Annotated in this window: 18 protein-coding genes; 7 read left to right on the top strand and 11 right to left on the bottom strand. The window is 63.4% G+C overall.

All coding sequences use genetic code 11. The annotated features are described in order from the left end of the window. Positions 1-14 precede the first annotated feature (14 nt). The 6 genes from IPM06_08660 to dnaK all read right to left on the bottom strand — a co-directional run bounded on the left by IPM06_08660 (position 15) and on the right by dnaK (position 7,500). A complete protein-coding gene (locus IPM06_08660) occupies positions 15-1,001 on the bottom strand; it encodes a hypothetical protein (protein MBK8770486.1) in 987 nt (328 codons plus the stop codon). A 496-nt stretch (positions 1,002-1,497) separates the two neighbouring features. Next, positions 1,498-2,247: a M48 family metallopeptidase gene (locus tag IPM06_08655; protein ID MBK8770485.1), complete on the bottom strand. Its 750-nt coding sequence runs from the start codon at positions 2,245-2,247 to the stop codon at positions 1,498-1,500. 5 nt (positions 2,248-2,252) lie between these two features. After that, on the bottom strand, positions 2,253-3,482 hold the full coding sequence (locus IPM06_08650; protein MBK8770484.1) for a polyhydroxyalkanoate depolymerase: 1,230 nt from the start codon (positions 3,480-3,482) through the stop codon (positions 2,253-2,255). Positions 3,483-3,642: 160 nt separating this feature from the next. Further along, on the bottom strand, positions 3,643-4,167 hold the full coding sequence (locus tag IPM06_08645; GenBank protein MBK8770483.1) for an SCO family protein: 525 nt from the start codon (positions 4,165-4,167) through the stop codon (positions 3,643-3,645). An 83-nt stretch (positions 4,168-4,250) separates the two neighbouring features. After that, positions 4,251-5,426: a molecular chaperone DnaJ gene (gene dnaJ, locus IPM06_08640; protein ID MBK8770482.1), complete on the bottom strand. Its 1,176-nt coding sequence runs from the start codon at positions 5,424-5,426 to the stop codon at positions 4,251-4,253. 163 nt (positions 5,427-5,589) lie between these two features. Beyond that, positions 5,590-7,500, bottom strand: coding sequence for a molecular chaperone DnaK (gene dnaK / locus IPM06_08635; protein ID MBK8770481.1), 1,911 nt, complete (start codon positions 7,498-7,500; stop codon positions 5,590-5,592). A 162-nt stretch (positions 7,501-7,662) separates the two neighbouring features. Between dnaK and IPM06_08630 the strand changes: the two genes are divergently transcribed. From IPM06_08630 to IPM06_08620, 3 genes are read left to right on the top strand one after another with little or no spacing between them, the layout of a single operon-like run. Beyond that, entirely contained in the window at positions 7,663-8,304 is a 642-nt protein-coding gene (locus IPM06_08630; protein MBK8770480.1) for an alpha-ketoglutarate-dependent dioxygenase AlkB, read from the top strand. A gap of 57 nt (positions 8,305-8,361) precedes the next feature. Further along, entirely contained in the window at positions 8,362-8,937 is a 576-nt protein-coding gene (locus tag IPM06_08625) for a DUF4893 domain-containing protein (protein MBK8770479.1), read from the top strand. A 17-nt stretch (positions 8,938-8,954) separates the two neighbouring features. Beyond that, the gene (locus tag IPM06_08620) at positions 8,955-9,338 is read left to right on the top strand and encodes a hypothetical protein (GenBank protein ID MBK8770478.1); all 384 of its coding nucleotides are present in this window, start codon (positions 8,955-8,957) and stop codon (positions 9,336-9,338) included. 88 nt (positions 9,339-9,426) lie between these two features. Here IPM06_08620 and IPM06_08615 read toward each other — a convergent pair whose 3' ends face one another. The 3 genes from IPM06_08615 to hrcA all read right to left on the bottom strand — a co-directional run bounded on the left by IPM06_08615 (position 9,427) and on the right by hrcA (position 11,659). Then, positions 9,427-9,732, bottom strand: a complete 306-nt coding sequence (locus IPM06_08615) for a DUF1508 domain-containing protein (GenBank protein MBK8770477.1) — start codon at positions 9,730-9,732, stop codon at positions 9,427-9,429. A gap of 120 nt (positions 9,733-9,852) precedes the next feature. Then, positions 9,853-10,446: a nucleotide exchange factor GrpE gene (grpE, locus tag IPM06_08610; protein ID MBK8770476.1), complete on the bottom strand. Its 594-nt coding sequence runs from the start codon at positions 10,444-10,446 to the stop codon at positions 9,853-9,855. Between the two features lie 124 nt (positions 10,447-10,570). Then, positions 10,571-11,659, bottom strand: coding sequence for a heat-inducible transcriptional repressor HrcA (gene hrcA, locus IPM06_08605; GenBank protein ID MBK8770475.1), 1,089 nt, complete (start codon positions 11,657-11,659; stop codon positions 10,571-10,573). A gap of 80 nt (positions 11,660-11,739) precedes the next feature. On the opposite strand from hrcA, the gene rph reads away from it, so the two are divergent. From rph to IPM06_08585, 4 genes are read left to right on the top strand one after another with little or no spacing between them, the layout of a single operon-like run. Then, positions 11,740-12,453 (top strand): ribonuclease PH, encoded by a 714-nt coding sequence (gene rph / locus IPM06_08600; protein MBK8770474.1) that lies wholly within the window; start codon positions 11,740-11,742, stop codon positions 12,451-12,453. Further along, positions 12,453-12,851 (top strand): VOC family protein, encoded by a 399-nt coding sequence (locus IPM06_08595; GenBank protein MBK8770473.1) that lies wholly within the window; start codon positions 12,453-12,455, stop codon positions 12,849-12,851. The genes rph and IPM06_08595 overlap by 1 nt, the downstream gene beginning before the upstream one ends. Further along, positions 12,851-13,471 (top strand): RdgB/HAM1 family non-canonical purine NTP pyrophosphatase, encoded by a 621-nt coding sequence (rdgB, locus tag IPM06_08590; GenBank protein ID MBK8770472.1) that lies wholly within the window; start codon positions 12,851-12,853, stop codon positions 13,469-13,471. The genes IPM06_08595 and rdgB overlap by 1 nt, the downstream gene beginning before the upstream one ends. After that, complete coding sequence (locus IPM06_08585) at positions 13,468-14,607, top strand: coproporphyrinogen III oxidase (protein MBK8770471.1); 1,140 nt, start codon at positions 13,468-13,470, stop codon at positions 14,605-14,607. Before rdgB ends, IPM06_08585 begins: the two co-directional genes overlap by 4 nt. On the opposite strand, the gene IPM06_08580 is transcribed toward IPM06_08585, so the two are convergent. Together IPM06_08580 and IPM06_08575 are read right to left on the bottom strand one after the other, a co-directional pair. Beyond that, the gene (locus tag IPM06_08580) at positions 14,604-16,259 is read right to left on the bottom strand and encodes a dihydroxyacetone kinase subunit DhaK (protein MBK8770470.1); all 1,656 of its coding nucleotides are present in this window, start codon (positions 16,257-16,259) and stop codon (positions 14,604-14,606) included. The genes IPM06_08585 and IPM06_08580 overlap by 4 nt on opposite strands. 140 nt (positions 16,260-16,399) lie before the next feature. Next, the gene (locus tag IPM06_08575; GenBank protein ID MBK8770469.1) at positions 16,400-16,600 is read right to left on the bottom strand and encodes a hypothetical protein; all 201 of its coding nucleotides are present in this window, start codon (positions 16,598-16,600) and stop codon (positions 16,400-16,402) included. Positions 16,601-16,686: the final 86 nt, after the last annotated feature.

Raw genomic sequence — 16,686 nt, 5'->3', positions numbered from 1 at the left:
GCGTCCGGTTGCGCTTACTGCAACGTGTTCACGTCAGACTGCGTGACGGTGTAGGTCGAGGAGTAGACAGCGATCGAACCCGGATTGAAGGTGTTGATCGTGTTCCCCGTCACCGACGAGCCATTCTGCGTGGTCCAGGACGCGAAGTTCGGGCCGGTCAGAGAACCGGAACCGTTTTCCACGTCAGACACCGTGACCGCTGTGATCGGCACGTTGCCCGTGTTGGTCAGCGTGTAGGTGTATGTCACCACATCGCCAATCGCACGATCGGTCGTGTCGTCGGCCACCTTGTCGAGGGTGAAGCGCGGCGTGTTGTCGAGCGGCACGAAAGTGCTGCCCGTCGAAGCCGTGACCGGCGAGCCATTGTACAGCGACGCCACCGTTGCGGTGTTGTCGATGTCGCCATCGCTCGATGTGCCGGAGGTGAAGTCACCCGCGCCGACCGTATAGGCCGACGTGTAGGTGATGACGTCACCCGGGCCCAGCACGTCCCAGTCATTGTCGGTCCAATCGACGTTGCTGGAATCACCGGTGGTGCCCGTCACGTCGCCCGCCACCGTGCCGTCGGTCGTGACGACCGTCGGCTTGGTGAAGACAAGCGCGCCGTTCACACCGTCATGGGCGTCGGTCAGCGACACGTCTTGCAGCGTGACGTTGCCCGAGTTGGTGACGGTGTAGGTGTAGACGACAGCGTCGCCGGGATCGACGTTGCCGTCGCCATTCACGTCGCCGCCGGGGCTTGCGAAAGCCCAGGACTTGGCGACGGTGGTGGCGGGAGCGGCATCGATCACGTCAACACTTACCGAGTCAGTGACCGGCGTCATGGGGCCCGAAGGACCCGTGCCGTTCGCCGTAGCGGTGTTGTCGATGGTGGCGAAGGCCGGTGAGGCCTGCGTCACTGCGAGGGCGGCGGCGACTGCCACCGATCCCCAGAGCCTGGTCCGCAACTGCGGGCCCGGCCAAGACCGCGCGGACTGGCGCGGCAGGTTGTAGACGTCCATATCAATTCTCCGTCGAGAGTTGCAAAACACGTTTCTTGGTTTTGATGGGCTGGGTTGAACACAATTGGAGCGCACTCCGGTTCGCAGCCGCGCAACCGGCGGCCACAGCGCCTCCCGAAAGAGGGTTGCTGTTACTGCAGTCTTCACAAGGCGGGTCGCAGGCCTCCCAGCTGTCGAGCTTGCCCCACTTTGCGGACGTGATTCTCCGCCACCACAACCCGCGAGGGTTCCGGAGCGAAGACCAGCCTTCATATTTTGACTGCGCGTCAAACCTGAGTTTCTCCAAAAAACTCACGCAAAAACAAACATTTGATGGAGAAGTGCGGACAGGGTGATGAACCCTGAGTATGCAAGTGCCCCGATCTTTCCTGGACGCGCGACAGCACAAGGCTGCGCAACAGGAGTACGCTCAGGCTTAGGTTTTGCTGGTTAATGATGCGTTAAGGTTGTGCCAAAAAGGGCCACGCTATTAAGCACTTGTACCGTTTACGGCGGGTCAGCCCAGGGCGTGCAGTCGCGTACCGTGCAGCTTCAGCCAGGTTTTGGCGCTGCGGCTTCCGGGACAATGGCTGAGGACCAGCCGCCAGAAGCGCGTGGAATGGTTCATCTCACGCAGGTGGGCCACCTCATGGGCGGCGACATAGTCCAGCACATAAGGTGGTGCCAGCACGAGTCTCCACGAATAGTTGAGCACACCATCGGTTGAGCACGAGCCCCACCTGCTCTTCTGGTCGCGGATATTGATCTTGCGGAATCGCGCCGCCATGGCGGCAGCGTATTTGGTGGAGGCGACGTCAAGATCGTGGGCCGCTTCGGCTTTCAGCCAGTCCAGAAGGCGGCGCCTCAGATGTTGCGGGGCGCCGGGCACATGAAGGATGCGTTCCCCGGCATCGTGAATCACCTGTCCACGGGCCTTGCCGGTGGCGGCAATCACGTGTTCGACGCCGCGCAGCATGATGACGGCACCGGGGGCCACATCGACCTTGGGCACGCGTCTCGCGAGAACCCTGAGCATCCAGCTTTCCGACTTGAGGGCGAAGGCGCGCGCATCGGCCATGCTGGCGCGGCGCGGCATGGTCATGGCAAAGCCCGCTCCATCGCGCATCAGGCGCAAGGTGAAGCGGCGGGCGGAGGCGTGGCGCTTGAAGGTGAGCTGCACCTGCTGGTCGGCCACCAGCATCATTTCCGTGACGGGCGGGGGCAGCGGTGAAGTCTTGCGTTGGGTGAATGCGCGCAAGAGGCGCATCGGCGTCAATCCTTGTGGCGGGCAATCACGTCGGAAATCACCGGTACCACATCCTTGCGGAATCGTGAACCCGAGAACACGCCGTAGTGCCCCACACCCAGCTGGAGATGATGATGCTTCATCTCCGCCGGCAGGCCTGCGAGGATCGTGTGTGCGGCATGGGTCTGGCCGACGCCCGAAATATCGTCTTTCTCGCCCTCGACCGTCAGCAGCGCGGTGCGCTTGATCTTCTGCGGCGCGATGGTGTGGCCGCGGTAGGCATAGGTGCCGGACGGCAGGTCGTGGTGGATGAAGACGCGCTCCACCGTCTGCAGGTAGAAATCGGCGTCGAGATCCATGACCGACATGTATTCGTCATAGAAATCCTGGTGCTTGTCGACGCTGTCACCGTCGCCTTCGACCAGGTGCCAGAACAGCTCGCGATGCGCCGTCATGTGGCGGTCGAGGTTCATGGTCATGAAGCCGGTGAGCTGCAGGAAGCCCGGATAGACCATGCGGCCCATGCCCGGCAGCGGGAAGGGCACGGTCATGATCACGTTGTTGCGGAACCAGTCCACGCCCTTGTTTTCGGCCAGCTTGTTGACGCCGGTCGGGTTGCAGCGCGTGTCGATGGGGCCGCCCATGAGGATCATGGTCTTGGGCACCAGCGGATCATCGCGCTCGCTCATCAGCGAGACGGCGGCCATCACGGGCACCGAGGGCTGGCACACCGCCATCACATGGGCGCGTTCGCCGAGGTGATGCAGCATGTTGATGACGTAGTCGGTATAGTCGTCGAGGTCGAAGCTGCCTTGCGCCAGCGGCACATTGCGCGCATCCGCCCAGTCGGTGATGTAAACATCATGGCTGGGCAGCATCGCTTCCACGGTGTTGCGCAGCAGCGTGGCGTAATGGCCCGACATGGGGGCCACAATCAGTACCTTCTGCTGGTTTTTTCCCAGGCGGCCATCTTCCTTGCGGAAATGGAGGAGGTTGCAGAAGGGCATTTGCCAGATCACGTCCTGATGGATCGCGACCTGGCGGTTGCCCACGAAGGTTTCATGGATGCCGAATTCCGGCTTGCCGTAGCGGCGCGTCATGCGCTCGAAGAGGTGGAGCGAAGCGGCAGCCGATCGGCCGAAAGGGGTCTGCGCAAAAGGATTGGCGGTGCTGTCCCAATAGGCCATGCCCGCCTCCACGGCGGTCCGCCAAGGTGCCACGGCAGCGTGGTTCATCTCATAGAAATGGTAGAGCATTTTGTGGTCGCCCGTGTTGGGGCGCCCCCAAAACCCTGCGCCCTGCTGCCTATGATGCACCGCAATATAGCTCTTTATGCAACATTTCTCAATGGCGCAGCGAATTGGACCATGGGAGGGGGCGGTTCTGGCCGGGACGCAGCGCTGCCCGAGACGGGGGTTACCGCCCCAAGGCCGCCGCTATACCGTCCGCCAGGGCCTTGGCATCGGTGGAATAGGTGAAGTGTTTCAGGAACTTCCCGTCTGCGCCCATGAGGTAGATGATGGAGGAGTGGTCCATCAGGTAGCCCGTGGGATCGTCCTTGTTCTCGACCTTGGCGTAGAAGACGCGATAGGCATCGGCGATCACCTTGACCTGCTCGGGCGTGCCGGTGAGGCCCACGAACTGGTCGCCGAAATTGCTGACATACGAGGCGAGCACCTCAGGGGTATCGCGGGCGGGATCAATGCTGACGAGGATGGGCTCGATATCCTTGCCCTTGTCGCCCAACTGTTTCAGCGCCTCCGCCATCACCTGTAATTCCGTGGGGCAGACGTCCGGACAGTAGGTGTAGCCGAAAAAGAGCAGCATGGGCTTTCCGGCGAAGCTCTTCTCGGTCACGGTCTCGCCCTTGTGGTTCATCAAGGTAAAGGGACCACCCACCAGCGCTTCACCCGTGGATACCGGACCATGGGGCCGCGACATCAGGGCGTAGGTGCCAAGTGCTGCCGCAGCAAGAATGATGAGCGCAGCAATGGCGATCCGGCGGGTGAGGATGTGGGGGCTGTTCACCCGCCAAATCCATCCCAGAAGGCCTTGGCCTTGGCGAAGAAGCCTTCCGACTCGGGCGAGTTGTTGCGCGCCTCGGTGTCGAACTCCTTCAGCAGTTCACGCTGGCGGCGGGTCAGGTTGACGGGTGTTTCCACCGCCACCTGGATATACATGTCGCCCGCCTGAGAGGAGCGCAGCACCGGCATGCCCTTGCCCTTGAGGCGGAACTGCTTGCCGTTCTGGGCCCCTTCGGGAACGTTCACGCGCGCCTTCTTGCCGTCGATGGTGGGCACTTCGATTTCGCCGCCCAATGCGGCCGTCGCCATGGAAATCGGCACCTTGCAATAGAGGTCGGCACCGTCGCGCTGGAAGAACTCGTGCGGGCGCACGGAAAGGAAAATGTAAAGATCACCGGAGGGCCCGCCGCGCAGGCCCGCTTCGCCTTCGCCTGCAAGGCGGATGCGCGTGCCATCTTCCACGCCCACGGGAATGTTGACGGAAAGGGTGCGCTCCTTGGTGACGCGGCCCTGGCCACCGCAGACGTTGCAGGGATCGCTGATCACCTGGCCACGGCCCTGGCAGGTAGGGCAGGCCCGTTCCACCGTGAAGAAGCCGGACTGCGAGCGCACCACGCCGGCGCCGGCGCAGGTGGTGCACTGTTTCGGGGCCGTGCCGGGCTTGGCGCCGGAGCCCTTGCAGTTGTCGCATGTGACTGACGACGGCACGCGCACCTGCGCGGTCTTGCCGGTGAAGGCTTCCGTCAGATTGATCTCGAGATTGTAGCGGAGGTCGGAGCCGCGCTGGGCGCCGCCGGCACCGCGTCCGCGCTGCTGGCGTCCACGGCCACCGCCACCGCCACCCATGAAATCTCCGAAGAGGTCTTCGAAGATGTCGGACATGGAGGAGGAAAAGTCGGGGCCGAAGCCCGCGCCGCCCGGTCCGGGGCCGCGTCCGCCGCCCATGCCATTCTCGAAGGCCTGGTGGCCAAAGCGGTCGTAGGCGGCCTTCTTCTGCGGATCCTTGAGGACATCATAGGCTTCGTTCAATTCCTTGAACTTGGCCTCGGCCTCCTTGTTTCCGGGATTGGCGTCGGGATGAAACTTCTTGGCCTGATTGCGAAAGGCGCTTTTCAACGCCTTTTCATCGGCACCCTTCTGGACGCCCAGTATTTCATAGTAGTCGCGCTTGGCCATGGTGGTGTTACAGGTTCCGTTACCCAGGGGTTCCGATCACCCCAATTCTCGCCATGACCGGCCTTGCGCCGGTCACCCGTTTCAGATGTGACCAGTCTGGATGGCCGGGTCAAGCCCGGCCATGGAGAGTGTGTGTGGTGTGAGGTTGCGCAAGACCGCGACCTTACTTCTTGTCGTCGTCCCGGACTTCCTCGAAGTCGGCGTCGAGCACGTCATCGTCAGGCGACCCGCCACCGTCACCGGCGCCAGCGTCGGCGCTTGAGGCACCGCCTGCCTGCTTGTACATGGCTTCGCCGAGCTTCATCGCAGCCTGCGCCAGCGCCGTGGTCTTGGCGGTGATCTCGGCGGCATCGCCCGCCTCGATCGCTGCCTTCACGTCGGCCATGGCGCTCTCGGCCGCAGACTTGTCGGCTTCGGACACCTTCTCGCCCATTTCGGCAAGCTGGCGCGTGGTCGAGTGGATGAGGCCTTCGGCCTGGTTCTTGGCTTCCACCAGATCCTTGCGCTTCTTGTCTTCGCCGGCGTTGGCTTCGGCGTCCTTCACCATCTTTTCGATCTCGGCGTCGGACAGGCCGCCCGAGGCCTGGATGCGGATCTGCTGCTCCTTGTTCGTGGCCTTGTCCTTGGCGGACACGTTCACGATGCCGTTGGCGTCGATGTCGAAGGTGACTTCAATCTGCGGGATGCCGCGCGGCGCCATGGGAATGCCCATGAGGTCGAACTGTCCCAGCATCTTGTTGTCGGCAGCCATTTCACGCTCGCCCTGGAAGACGCGGATGGTCACGGCCGTCTGGTTGTCGTCAGCGGTCGAGAACACCTGGCTCTTCTTGGTGGGGATCGTGGTGTTGCGGTCGATGAGGCGCGTGAACACGCCACCCAGCGTTTCGATGCCGAGCGACAGCGGGGTCACGTCGAGAAGGAGAACGTCCTTCACTTCACCCTTGAGAACACCGCCCTGGATCGCGGCACCGATGGCCACGACTTCGTCCGGGTTCACGCCCTTGTGGGGCTCCTTGCCGAAGAACTGCTTCACCACTTCGATGACCTTGGGCATGCGGGTCATGCCGCCCACCAGCACCACTTCATCGATCTGGCCGGCGGTGACGCCCGCGTCCTTCAAGGCCTGGCGGCACGGCTCAACCGTCTTCTGGATGAGGTCATCCACAAGGGCTTCGAGCTTGGCGCGCGTCAGCTTGAGGGCAAGATGCTTGGGGCCGGAGGCGTCCGCCGTGATGAACGGCAGGTTCACTTCCGTCTGCATGGACGAGGAGAGTTCGACCTTGGCCTTTTCAGCGGCTTCACGCAGGCGCTGCAGGGCGAGCTTGTCCTTGCGGAGGTCGATCGCCTGTTCCTTCTTGAACTCGTCGGCGAGGTAATCGACGATGCGCATGTCGAAGTCTTCACCGCCGAGGAAGGTGTCGCCGTTGGTCGACTTCACTTCGAAGACGCCGTCGCCGATTTCGAGAATGGAAATATCGAAGGTGCCGCCGCCAAGGTCATAGACCGCGATGGTGCCTGCCTGCTTCTTGTCGAGGCCGTAGGCCAGCGCCGCCGCCGTCGGTTCGTTGATGATGCGCAGCACTTCGAGGCCGGCGATCTTGCCGGCATCCTTGGTGGCCTGGCGCTGCGAGTCGTTGAAGTAGGCCGGAACGGTGATGACGGCCTGGGTCACGGGTTCGCCGAGATAGCGTTCCGCCGTTTCCTTCATCTTGGTGAGGGTGTAGGCCGAGATCTGCGAGGGCGCGAACTTCTGGCCCCGGCTCTCGACCCATGCGTCGCCGTTGTCGGCCTTGACGATGTTGTAGGGGACGAGCTTCTTGTCCTTGGCCACCATGGGGTCTTCCATGCGGCGGCCGATCAGGCGCTTGATGGCGAAAAAGGTGTTTTCCGGGTTGGTGACACCCTGGCGCTTGGCGGGCTGCCCCACCAGATTTTCGCCGTCCGCCGTGAAGGCGACGATCGATGGCGTGGTGCGCGCACCTTCCGCGTTCTCGATCACCTTCGGGTTCTTGCCTTCCATGACGGCAACGCACGAGTTCGTGGTGCCGAGGTCGATGCCGATCACTTTAGCCATTTCAGTCCTCCTGTGGCAGGCGGCTGTGGACTGCTCCTTGGAGCCTCCGTCCGGTGCCGCCTCCGATACCTAAATCTCCGAAAAATCCGCGGGGTTTTCCCGCCTCTTTCCGGCGTTCGGGGCGTATATAGTGAGGGGTTCCCGGCCTATCAAGGATTCGTGATGACGGAAAGGCAGCTGCATTCACGCCATGGACTGCGACCGGGTGTCACCATCTGGCCGGGCCGCTTTGACCGGGCGGAACAGGAATCCCTCCTCGCCCTCCTGCGGGCGTCGGTGGCGGAGGCGCCGCTGTTCACGCCAGAGATGCCCAAGACGGGCAAGCCCTTCAGCGTGCGCATGACCAATATGGGGTCTCTGGGCTGGGTTTCCGACCGCGCCCGTGGCTACCGCTACCAATCCGCCCATCCGGTGACGGGTGCGCCCTGGCCTCCCATTCCGCAGATGCTGCTGGACCTGTGGGCGGAGGTGGCGGACCACCCCCACCCGCCGCAAGCCTGCCTCGTCAATTTCTATGCGGACACCGCAAAGATGGGCCTGCACCAGGACCGTGACGAGCAAGACCTCTCCGCCCCGGTGGTTTCCGTGTCGCTGGGCGACACCGCCCTCTTCCGCATTGGTGGAACGGAGCGGGGCGGCAAGACGCAATCGGTGAAGCTGGAATCAGGCGATGTCCTCACTTTCGGCGGACCGGCCCGCCTCGCCTACCACGGCATCGACCGCGTCTACCCCGGCACGTCAACGCTGCTGAAAGATCGCGGGCGGATCAATCTGACACTGAGAAGGGTGACGCCGCCGGAATGATTGCGCGCGAGGAACCAATCCTGCACACTGAACGTCCTGTTCTGTTTGGAGATCGTCATGCGTCTTGCCGGCATCGTCGTCCTGATTTCCTGCCTCACCGTCGCGGCTCACGCCGATGGCGTGCTGCCCACGATCATCACGGTTGATGACACGGCGCGGCTTGCCCAATTCGATCAGGTCAAGGCCGCGACACTTGCCGAGGCGCGGGCCAAGGGTGCGCCTGCGGATGTGAAGGTTCTCGATGCGGCACTGGCCGGCACGCCGCTCAAGACCGAAGACGGCTTTGATGCCACGGGCAAATGGACGTGCCGCACCATCAAGTTGGGTGGCGGCTTGCCGCTCGTGGTCTATCAGCCGTTCAAATGCGTCATCAGCGATGATGGCGCGGGCTGGTTCCTGAAAAAGGTTTCTGGATCACAGCGTACGCAAGGACGGTTCTATACGGACTCCGCCACGCGCATGATCTATCTCGGGGCGGGGCATATCTGGGATGAACCCCCACGCAAGTATGGCGAGAAGGCCGAGGAGAACCAGGTGGCGGTGGTAGAACGCCTTGGCAAGGACAGGCTGGTGCTGCAGTTCCCCAAGCCGGTCCTCGAATCCGATTTCGATTTGCTGGTGCTGGAGCGCTAGGGCAACGGTACGGCGAGATGAATATCCTGGAGAAACTCAGGGCATGGGTGCAGCGCACCGGTGCCCCACCGGACAGTGACCATGAACTCCGCATCACCACGCCCGTGGCCGCACCCACCGATGAGGCAGCGGCGGCGCTGGTGAAAGCCCTGACGCAAGCCGTCAACGCGTCAGGCGCGGGGCGTTTCGATGAGTCTGAGATGATCGGCGATGACTCGCTCCTGTGCCTCTATTTCCTCGGTCCCAGCGCCGATGCGCTGCTCGATGCCGTAACCCCGGTGTTGCGGGCGGAACGCTGGACGCACGGTGCGGAGATCTATCAGGTCTACGGCAATCCCATGGACCCGGCGGCGAAGGAAGTGATCCGTACATTGACCTTTGATGCCGGGGCCAGCGCATGACTCCAGCTTGACAATCGCAAAATGGCCCGCGTGGGGCGGGCCATGATGATTGAGTTGTGAAGCTGATGCGAAACGGGCCGCGGGGGCCTCAGCCCTTCCAGCCGTTCATCTTCGCGTTGTTCTTGGCGTTGGCGGGAGAGGAGAAGGCCTCCGTCGACTTGCCGACCTGCTTGCCGTTTGCCGTGGAGAAGCAGCGCCAGCGGCTCTTGCCGGCCTTGTCCTTGTAGAATTCCCACTTGTCATTGGCGGTGTTGCGGTTGGCGTTGGCCTCGCAATCCTTCCTGGCGGCGTAGCTTTCCGACGAGGCGCCGACGATTTCGCCGTTGGAGGCGGTGCGGCGCCAGCGGAATTCGCCCTTCTTGTCCTTGTAGATCTCGAGCGTGTAATCAGCCATGGTCATTCCCCTGATGTGGATTTTTGGCCCCCGCAACAGTGTTCGGGCCGGCAGCGCACACCTGTCCAGCGGGGTTCATCAGGTTCTCAACAGGAAAAAGGGATAACGGAGAAGTGCCCTTCAGGAGGCCTTGGCCACGCCGACGAGGGCGGGACGCAGGCAGCGTTCGCCCACGGCATAGCCCGCCTGGACTTCCTGCATGACCGTGCCCGGCGGCTTTTCAGCCGTCGGTACTTCGAACATGGCCTGGTGGAAGTTGGGGTCGAACTTGGCGCCCACTGTTTCCAGCTTGCGGATGTTGTGGCGCTGGAACACCGAGAGCAATTCGCGCTCGGTCAACTCGATGCCTTCGAGGAAGCGCTGGGTCTTGTCGTCCATGCCGAGGCGGTCGTCCGGCGCCACGGTGGCCAGGGCGCGGCCCAGGGTATCGGCAACGGACAGCAGGTCGCGGGCGAAGTTCGAGGCGGCATAAAGGGTTGCCTCAGCCTTCTCGCGCTCGAGACGCTTCTTTGTGTTCTCGGATTCAGCGGCAAAGCGCAGCAGGCGGTCCTTGCCTGCAGCCACTTCTTCCTTCAGCGCCACGATTTCCGCATCGCGCGGATCGGCTTCCGGCTCCAGCAGCGTATCAGCCTCGGCGCGGGCCAAAAGTTCATCGGCCGCAGCTTCGAGATCGGCGCTGGCCTGTCCGTTGGCCTGAGAAGGAGTGTCGTTCATGTCGTCTTCCGCAATGTCGTGGAATTTGGCCGCATATCGGGGTTTGCAGCGCAAAAATCAAGAGAGGAGCTTGCCTGCCGCGTGGCGGCAACACGCGCCGAAGCTCCGGCAGTGGACTTTCACGTCAGGAAATCAGGCGTCCCACCACCTTGGCGGTATAGTCCACCATGGGAATGATGCGGGCATAGTTGAGACGGGTTGGCCCGATGATGCCGAGCACGCCCACGATCTTTTCCTGTTCATTGCGCAAGGGGGCGGCCACGAGCGAAGAACCAGACAGCGAGAACAGCCGGTTTTCAGAGCCGATGAAGATGCGCACGCCATCGGCATTCTCGGCGAGGCCCAGAAGTTCGGCCAGATCACGCTTGTTCTCGATGTCGTCGAACAGGCGGCGCATGCGGTCGAGGTCGGTGACTGCGCTGGCGTTCTCCAGGAGGTTCGCCTGTCCGCGCACGATGAGCGAACGGTTGTCGCTCGCCGCATCACCGCCCCAGACGGCGAGGCCATCCTGCACGAGGCGGGCGGAAAGCTCGTCCAGTTCGGCGCGGAGATTCTGCACCTCCTGCGTAATCAGCAACTGCACCTCATCCAGCGAACGCCCTTGCGCCACGCTGGAGAGATAATTGGTGGCGCGGATGAAGGCGGCGGCCGGCAGGCCCGTGGGCACATTCACGACGCGGTTTTCCACCGTGCCATCCTCACCCACCAGAATCACCAGGGCGCGGCCCGAGCCGAGGTTGACGAATTCGATGTGCTTCAGCCGCGTGTTGAGCTTCGGCGCCAGCACGACGCCGGCGCATTGCGACAGGCCCGAGAGCAGCGTCGTCGCCTCGCCCAGCACGTCTTCGGTGCGGCGCTGGCGGTTGGAGGCGCGGATCTGGGCATCGATGGAGGCCCTCTCGGAGGGACTGATCGCCCCCACTTCGAGAAGCGAGTCCACGAAGAAGCGCAGGCCCACCTCCGTTGGCACGCGGCCTGCAGAGGTGTGCGGGGCATGGACAAGGCCCGCCTCCTCCAGGTCGCTCATGACGTTCCGCACCGAGGCGGGCGAGAGCGAGGTGGGCAGGACCTTGGAAATGGTGCGCGAGCCCACGGGTTCGCCCGTCTCCAGGTACGTGTCGACCAGACGCCGGAAAATGTCGCGGCTACGCTGGTCCAGGCCAGCGATGCCGCTCAGTTTTTCATCCAGGGGTTTGGCCGGAAGCAGGGTCATGCCGGGAAAGATAGAAAGCGGCTTGGCCTTGGTCAATGTTTGAGGCTAAACCGCCGCTTTCATCGAAAGGGAAGTCCATCATGCGTCCATCGGGGCGGAAAACAGACCAGTTGCGCGCCGTGAGTTTCACGCGCGGATTCACCAAGCATGCGGAAGGTTCGTGCCTCGTCAAGTTCGGCGATACCCATGTGCTGGTGACAGCCTCGCTCGACGAAAAGGTGCCCCCGTGGCTCAAGGGCCAGGGCAAGGGCTGGGTCACGGCGGAATACGGCATGCTGCCGCGCGCCACCCATGACCGCACCCGCCGCGAGGCGGCGAGCGGAAAACAGTCTGGCCGCACACAGGAAATCCAGCGCCTCATCGGCCGCGCGCTTCGTGCCGTCGTTGATCTCAAGGCACTGGGCGAACGGCAGATCACGCTGGACTGCGACGTGCTGCAGGCCGATGGCGGCACGCGCACAGCCGCCATCACGGGCTCGTGGGTGGCCCTGCACGATTGCATCGGCGTGATGATGAAGCGTGGCCTTCTGCCGGCCTCGCCGCTTCGCGACCATGTCGCGGCGATCTCCTGCGGCATCCATGGCGGTGAAGCGGTCCTCGACCTCGACTACATCGAAGATTCCTCGGCCGGAACCGACGCCAATTTCGTGATGACGGGCACCGGCGGCATCGTGGAGATCCAGGGCACGGCGGAAGGTGAACCCTTCAGCGAAGCCATGCTGCACGACCTTCTGGCGCTGGCCAAGCAGGGCATTGCCGACCTCGTGGCATTGCAGAAGCTGGCGATTGCGTGATGCGGGCCGGGCCTCTCCTTGAAACTGTTCTGTATGCGGATGATATACCCGCCGCGCAGCGGTTCTATGGAGAGGTTCTCGGTCTTGAGACCTATCGTGCCATGGCGGACCGGTTTGCCTTCTTCCGCTGCGGGGCGCAGATGCTGCTGGTGTTCAACCCCGCCTTCACCCGGACGCAAGCGGGCGACGGTCCGCCGGCGCATGGTGCGTCAGGAGCGGGGCATGTGTGTTTTCGCGCCAGCCCCGCTGAACAGGCGGCGTGGAAGGAGCATCTCGCAGTCCGCGGTATCGCCACCGAGAGAGTGATGGATTGGCCGGGCGGCGGGCAATCCTTTTATGTGCGCGACCCGGCGGGCAATTCCGTCGAGTTTGCCGAAGCGAGAATCTGGAAGCTGTGATGACGAAAAGCCTCAAGGGGGAAACCCTGCTCATTGCCACCCACAACAATGGCAAGCTCGACGAGTTCCGGCAGATTTTTGCCCCGCTGGGCGTTTCCGTGACGAGTGCCGGTGAACGGGGGCTGGTGGAGCCTGCTGAAACGGAGAGCACCTTTATCGGCAATGCGCGCATCAAGGCCAAGGCGGCGATGGAGGCCTCGGGCCTGATCACGATCGCCGATGACTCCGGATTGTGCGTCGATGCGCTGGATGGCGCGCCGGGCGTCTATACCGCCGACTGGGCGGGGCCTTCGCGTGACTGGACCATGGCAATGCGCACGGTGGAGGAGAAATTGCAGGCACGCGGTGCGACATCGCCGGACAAGCGCGGTGCCACCTTCAACTGCACGCTCGTGGTGCTGTGGCCTGATGGCAGCGAGCGGGTGTTCGTGGGCCAGGCGCCTGGCCACCTCACCTGGCCGCCGCGCGGGGCGCTGGGTCATGGCTATGATCCGATGTTCGTTCCCGACGGACAGGCCAACGGTGGCGCGAAGACATTCGCCGAGCTGACTTCAGCCGAAAAGAATGCCATCTCGCACCGGGCGCGGGCGCTGGCCTTGCTGATGAAGGATCTCTTGTGAGCGCCTTCGGCGTTTATGTGCACTGGCCCTTCTGCAAGGCCAAATGTCCCTATTGCGATTTCAACAGCCATGTGCGGCACGCGCCCGTTGATGCAACGGGCTTCGCGCAATCCCTTGTGGATGAATTGCGCTGGATGAAAGCGCGCACGCCTGGGCGCACCGTCACCAGCATCTTCTTCGGCGGGGGCACGCCATCGCTGATGCCACCGGCCGCCGTCGGCACCGTACTGGATGGGATTGCCGCCCTCTGGCCCGTTGCACCTGATGCCGAAATCACGCTCGAGGCCAATCCCACCAGCGTGGAGGCCGAGCATTTTCGCGGATATCGCAGCGCAGGCGTGAACCGTGTGTCGGTTGGCGTGCAGGCGCTCAATCAGGATGATCTCACGGCACTCGGCCGCCAGCACACTCCCGAGGAGGCACTGGCCGCATTCCGTCTTGCGGCGTCGATCCTCCCGCGCGTGTCCTTCGACATGATCTATGCAAGGCCTGGCCAGACGCTGGAAAGCTGGCGGGAAGAGTTGGGCCGCGCGCTCACCGAGCAGCAGGGCCACATGTCGCTCTATCAGCTGACCATCGAACCCGAGACGCGCTTTGCCGACCTTCACGCGGCGGGAAAGCTTCTGGTTCCCGGCGATGACCTGGCGGCGGACCTCTATGATCTCACGCAGGAGATGACGGAGGCGGCGGGGTTGGCGGCCTATGAAGTTTCCAATCACGCGCGTGCCGGAGACGAGAGCCGCCACAATCTTCTCTACTGGCGCTACGGCGAATATGCGGGGGTCGGTCCCGGCGCGCACAGCCGCCTCATCGATGGCGGCAACCGTCTTGCGCTCGCAGCCGAAAAACATCCGGAGACGTGGCGCAGTCTCGTCACCGCGCGGGGGCATGGGATCGCGCATGAAGAAACTGTTTCGCCCGAAGAGCAGGCGCGCGAGATGCTGCTGATGGGCTTGCGCATCAGCGAGGGCATTGACCTCCAAGCCTATGCGCGGCTCAGCAACCGGCCGATTTCATCCGGGCGAATTGCAGCGCTCATTGATCTCGGCCTGGTGCGGCACGAAAACGCCCGGCTGAGGGCAACCCCAGCCGGGCGGAAAATCCTGAATGCGGTGATTGCCGAGTTGGCGGACTAGCCCTTCGCCAATCCTTCCAGCAACAAGGCCACAGCCTCCGCGCCCGGATCGGTGACGCCCGCGAGGTTCGACGCGGAGACGTATGTTGAGCGTCCGGCGCGGGCTGACTTCATCCTTGCGGTTGCATCGGCACCCACACGCGCCGCCGCGGCGGCGGCATCCACGCCCTTCACCAGGGCTGCGAGGGCCGGCTGCAGCGCATCGATCATGGTGCGGTCGCCGGGCTTGGCGCCGCCATAGGCCATCATCTTGTCGAGGCCTGCGACGAGCGACCTCTGCCAGCTTGCGCCCCCTGCGGCGGCCTGGCTTGCGGCGGAGAAGAAGATCGCCAGCAGCACACCCGACGAGCCGCCCATGGTGCGGGTCAGCGCTTCACTGGTTGCGTTGAAGAACTGATCGAGTTTCGCCAGCGGCATGAGCGGCAATGCCGTCTGCACATGGCGCGCGGCGGTGGCCATGGTGGAGCCCGTATCGCCGTCGCCCACCTTGGCATCGAGTGCGTTGAGGGTGGCCTCCGACTTGATGATGATGCCGCAAGCCTTCGTCACCAGCGCCGACAATGCCGGGTTCTTGCTGGCCTTGGGCGACTTCGTCTTCATCTCCTTCGGCAGCTTGATGAGCTTGGGCTTCACATGGCTGCGGACCGCGGGCCAGACCAGCGGTGCGGCTGGCGAGAGCAGCGCCTTCTCGAAATCAGGCGTGAGCGGAAGCAGCGACAGGGAGAAGCCGTGCATGTCGAGCGACGAGACGAGCATCGCCGGGCCGAGGACCAGCTTCACCTTGGCGCCGTGCTTGCTGGCCAGCACCTCGTTGGTGAGGAGACTCATTTCCAGCGCGGTGGTGGAGCCGAGGTTGTTGACGAGAAGCGCGTAGCTGCGCGCGGGCTTCGCCGCCGCAAAGAGACGGTCGGCGACAACAAGTGCGGCCTGGCGCGCGCCTTCGAAGTTCATGAGGTCGACACCGGGCTCGCCATGAAGGCCAAGGCCCAGTTCCGCCTTGCCCTGCGGCACACGATCCTCGCGGCCAATGCCCGGCAGCGTGCACGACGAGAGCGAGATGCCGAGCGAGACGAGACCATCGGCGGCCTTCTGAGCCATGGCCGCAACCGTCTTCAGGTCCGCGCCCTTCTCGGCATAGTGGCCTGCAACCTTCTCCACGAACATGACGCCCGCGATGCCGCGCGGCTGCGGAATGTCGGGCAGCGCGATGTCGTCCTTGACGATCACCACTTCGACCTTCTTGCCAAGGGCGCGGGCGCGCTCCACGGCGAGGCCAAAGTTGAGACGGTCCCCCGTGTAGTTCTTGAAGATGACGAGGCAGCCGGCCTTGCCGGTCACCGCCATGATGGCGGCGAAGACGGCATCGATGGCAGGTGAGGCAAAGACCTCGCCGCACACGGCGGCGGTCAGCATGCCCTTGCCGACGAATCCGGCATGTGCCGGCTCATGGCCCGATCCGCCGCCGCAAATCACCGCCACCTTGCGGTTGGGATTGTGATCGGAGCGCAGGACAACCTTGATTCCGGGATAACCATCCAGCCGCGCCAGGTTGGCGCCGCCGCTTGCCCGCAACAACCCGTCGATGGCATCGACGACGAGGCTTTCCTTCTTGTTGATGAACTGGACCGCTGTCTTGAGCGCGTGCGTGGACATGTGACGTTTCCCATATTGATCTGTCGTGCGATCACAACTCTACGCAGGCCAGCGGGATTGGCAAGTCTGGCAACGTGCATCCGCAACGGAAAAAGGCGCCGCAAGCGGCGCCTTTCCCGTTCCGTACCGTGCACGGATAATTATTCAGCGTCGGCCGTGGCCTCGACTTCCATGCGGTAGTTGCGATCATTGTTTTCGTTGTTCTGGTCCTGCACCGGACAGGTGAAGCCCGAGGCATTCACCCAGTTCTGCTGGGCCGGCGTGCAATTGGCAGGCGTGTCGGCGAAAGCCGAAGCAGCGGAGAGAGCGGTGAAGGCGAGAGCAAGAGCGAAGCGTGTCATGGATCATGTCCTTGTTTGATGTTGCAGTCGTTGAATTCTGGCCGCCGCCGTGCGGACAGGCCGGTCACACCAACGTCTTTCCCTCA

The organism is Hyphomicrobiales bacterium (genome assembly GCA_016710435.1).
Lineage (GTDB): Bacteria > Pseudomonadota > Alphaproteobacteria > Rhizobiales > Aestuariivirgaceae > Aestuariivirga.
This window is presented reverse-complemented; position numbering and strand designations above follow the sequence as displayed.